2 protein-coding genes are annotated in these 2,707 nt (G+C 51.2%); one reads left to right on the forward strand and one right to left on the reverse strand.

Features of this window, described 5'->3' with window-relative positions:
• The coding region (locus tag RR842_RS13605) for a helix-turn-helix transcriptional regulator (protein WP_332730125.1) at positions 1-1,334 on the forward strand (1,334 nt) is incomplete at its 5' end.
• Positions 1,335-1,560: 226 nt separating this feature from the next.
• Here RR842_RS13605 and RR842_RS13610 read toward each other — a convergent pair.
• Positions 1,561-2,253: a hypothetical protein gene (locus RR842_RS13610; RefSeq protein ID WP_332730126.1), complete on the reverse strand. Its 693-nt coding sequence runs from the start codon at positions 2,251-2,253 to the stop codon at positions 1,561-1,563.
• Positions 2,254-2,707 lie beyond the last annotated feature (454 nt).

Raw genomic sequence — 2,707 nt, forward strand, 5'->3', positions numbered from 1 at the left:
TCGTCATGACCGCCATGATTTCATATTTTCTTACAGTAGCACTCGTCTATTTCCTCATACGCTTCAGCCGGCTGCGAAAGACACTGATCGAAACAGGAATCGTGGGTGATGCTGCATTCCTGATCGTTTCCGCCATTCCTATCGCAATGACAGCTTTCATCCAATACCTACACGTAAGCCAAACAAGAACAGACGAGATCGTCATCATCGCCATAGCGGCCACAACGAGCCTTATGGGAGCGTGCACCTCTTTAGGAATGTTTCGATGGCATAACTCGGCAGCGACCGAAAGCGAGCCTATGTTTGCCTATACGACTTGGGGCCTCTCACTCGGGCTGCTTCTCTTCACGCTTGTGCTCTGGCTAAATGAAGCCGTCTCAAGCATGACGTTCGTATCAATGAATGCCATTTCGGCATTGCTATACTTTGTTCTTCCAAAATGTAAGGTTAAGAATTATCGTAAAGAAACAAAACGAGTGGACCAGAACGTACATCTTGACCTCAAAATGCATGTAGCACTGTTTTTTCAGTTGATGGCAATTGGATTCTGTATATGTGCAACGTTCTCCTCTTGGTCATCTGAGGTTATTACAGCTATTGTAGCTATAGCCTTTGTGCTGAACGCCACGCTTCCCCTTCAGAGAAGGTATTTTGCTGGAACAACTGGGCAAATGGCCAGGATATACCTTCCTGCAGGTATCGCCATGCTCTTTGGAATCTCTTCGAACGATACCTACATCCGAACCGCCATCTTTGCGATCGCAGTGTTATTGTTTTTTTACCAGGGTCATTCAAACATTTCCTTCCTTATCACCTCAGGCCGGCGTTTCGACATGAACATCCTTGCGAACATCTCAAAGGGCCGCTTCCCGCCCATGTTCGGATTCGCCTGTGGACTATGTCTGGGCTATGCCTGCCTGGTGCTTCAGTTGAATTTTGTTGTCGCAGCATGCGTAATCGCGGTCTTCATGATCGGTGCGTACACACTTCTACCGTTCAATTACGGGATATCGTTCAAGGAGGGTGTTTCTTATGATTTGAAGGAAGGCATCGTCACGCCTTGGACGGCCCAGAGCGAAGAGGAAGAACGTTCGTTCAAGAAAAAGTGTACCACCTTGGCGGAACAGTATGATTTTACCCCACGAGAACAGGAAATATTCCTCCTTCTCGCATGCGGCTACAACAGCGACTCGATCGCGAAGATGCTCGTCATATCGCCAAGCACCGTCAAAACCCACACCTACAGGATCTATCAAAAAATCGATGTCCACTCGCAGCAGGAAATAATTATGATGCTCCGCCCTCAAAAATACGAAACGGATCGCACCACCTAAGCCGGCAGGCCCAACATTTTTTCGGCATTGTCGCGAACAAAACGCAAGAATAGTATTGCCTATCTTATCGTGTCCCACCATTCGCTCACCGGCACGAAACGCAGGCTCGACCGTCGCTCTAGCCCATTTCCCACCTGCTGAGAAAGACGCGATAAATCCACCTGCAAACCCGGGATCCATCGCTTTTGCGGCAAACCCCGGGTTCGCACAGCAGATTATCTACAATCTATGCCAGCGTCATGGCCACGAAGTCGCGACTCAGCTCAACACCCGGCTCGCCTTCATACTGGGTCATGAGGAAGCTCACGGCCTTGCGCATCATGTCAGGCTTCTCTCCCAAATCGTGAGCGATATAGGTAATGGCCTCCGAGGAGAGCACCGGGCTCTTTCCTTCTTCGGCATAGGCGCCTGCCAATTCGGACACATAAGCTTCCAGACCCTCAGCATCGAGCGCATCCATCGCGATCTCCTCGAAGTCGTCGAGCATCCCTTCGAACAGGGTCAGGTCGTACGCAGAAAGCGGCTCACGCGAGGTGATGACCGTATCCAAGCCGCGCCTCTCGCGTTCGGCTAGCAGCAGCTGGCAAAGTTTCGGACCCATCTCCTCATCTTTATAGAAGCCGTCAAAATCATCCAGAAACAGCACCTCGTGCGTGCCCAAGTCCTCGAAGAAGCCGTCGTAGACGTTGGCACGCATAGCTTCAGGCAGTTCGGCGCAGGGGCGGTAGAGCACCCGCTTGGTGGACAGCAGATCCCGGTCGAGCTGCCGCGCACGCACCAGCGTCGTCTTGCCTGACTGCTCGGGGCCAACAAGGAACAGCTTCTCGGGTTTTTCATGGGATTGGGTGATGTTGGCGATGCGATCGAACGCTTCGCGGTTGCCGTCGGTCTTGACGAACGCATCCAAAGGCGTATTCATGGGGGAAGTCCCCTTTCACAGATCGGTTCTACGGATACCAGTCGCTTCGCACCCCACGTTGCGCTCTCCCGTTAGTGAACCGATGCCTATAGTAGCACGAAGCAACTATGATGGCGACCCCAAGGGCAAAGGAAAAGCAATTGAAAAAGTACAAGTAATAGCAAGTAATAGCAAGTAATAGCAACCGCGTTTTCAGCAAAAGTAAGTTGCTGCACCGAACGACATCTACCATCACGTATCAAGAAGCGGAAAGCTCATGACCAAAGAGATGCACGATTTTGTCCACTTAAAGGCAGCTTAACCACGTCAAGCCCTTAAAAAAAGATGTCTTACGAGACATTCGGAGCGAGCTTCGCCCTTTGCTTCTCGGGTTACACGTGGGATTTCTTACGTTTGGTGCTTCGTTCACCAACGGTGCTCTTGCGCCCGAACTCGCCGTCCGTTGTACCACGCT

The organism is Gordonibacter sp. (assembly GCF_036667095.1).
Taxonomy (GTDB): Bacteria; Actinomycetota; Coriobacteriia; order Coriobacteriales; family Eggerthellaceae; genus Gordonibacter.

Bases quoted from the DNA above. Each gene is read 5' to 3' on its own strand.
- RR842_RS13610 (WP_332730126.1), bottom strand. From the start codon at position 2,253: ATGAATACGCCTTTGGATGCGTTCGTCAAGACCGACGGCAACCGCGAA.